2 protein-coding genes are annotated in these 1140 nt (G+C 38.2%); both read left to right on the forward strand.

What is annotated here, in order from left to right; all coding sequences use genetic code 11:
* Positions 1 to 340: PTS sugar transporter subunit IIA (locus FHL06_RS13770; protein ID WP_153387218.1), on the forward strand; the 340-nt coding region annotated here is incomplete at its 5' end.
* 424 nt (positions 341 to 764) lie between these two features.
* Positions 765 to 1140, forward strand: a 376-nt coding sequence (locus FHL06_RS13775; RefSeq protein ID WP_192918022.1) for a histidine phosphatase family protein, incomplete at its 3' end; no start/stop codon positions are given.

Genomic DNA, 1140 nt, shown 5'->3' on the forward strand with positions numbered 1-1140 from the left:
TGTTGATGAACAAAATATCCAAAGTAGTATCTTTGCCAGTGCGGCATCAGGTAACATTATTATCGAAAATCGCGCTGTCTTCATGTATGCCACAAATGACAAAAAGAGCCGTGCTCACACCATGATGATAACTTTCAAGAACCCCGTTGCTTGGGGAAATGACAAGACACCCGTTGACTATTTAATCGTCGGAATGTTCCCTAGCGATACTACTCAAGCAACCGTTGATGCTTTAACTGAAAAAATCACAAATATCATGCATGACAAGTCAGACCAACTTGATGACATTAAGTTTAATGACGGCGATTTGAACAAGCTAAATCAAGCATTCACCGACTAATTTAAAGTTTTTGGATTCACTATTGCCACAAAAGTAGTCAGAACCACAATATAATAATTTACTTACAACTTATTCGAAGAAAAGAATAACTTAGCCGGAAGGACCCAGAAAATTAGGACGCCGTGAAGGTGGCGTTAGGGATTTATCCCTTACACCACGGGACGACTTTTGAAATTCGCGTACTTTGCGAGGTTCAAAATCGAGACAAAAGACCTTGGCTTTTGTCGGTCCCCATAGCGACCAAATTTCTTGCTCTTGGAGGTGGCATATTTAACTAGCACACGGGTATAGCATTTTTTATATTTGCTTCTATAACCAAAGCTGAGAAAGAACCGAAATAAACCGATTTCAAAAATTGTCTTTTGTTTCGGACAAGCCTACAATTTTCCTTGTAATCACTATTCAATAGGAGTTGATTAAGAAGATGGATATCTACTTCGTTCGTCATGGAGAAACTTATTTTAATCATTTCAGCAAAATGCAAGGTTGGTCTGACACGCCATTGACTAAATCGGGTCATGAAGAGGCTTATCAAATGGGGCGAACTCTAGGAAATTTGGGTGATATCTCAGATACGATTTATTGTAGTGATACGAATCGCTCTGTCCAAACAGTAACTGAAATGAATAATGGTTTTAAAGTTGCTACTGGAAAAACTTTTAAGATGGTCACGATGCCTGAATTGAGAGAACAATTTTACGGCAGTTTTGAAGGCCAGTCTAAAAGGGAAACTTATGCCAAAATTTCTGGTAAGTCAGTTGAAGAAACTTTAAAAGAAATGAATGCTAATGAAATGCAGG

Origin of the sequence: Companilactobacillus halodurans (genome assembly GCF_009600985.1) — a bacterium.
GTDB classification, from domain to species: Bacteria; Bacillota; Bacilli; order Lactobacillales; family Lactobacillaceae; genus Companilactobacillus; species Companilactobacillus halodurans.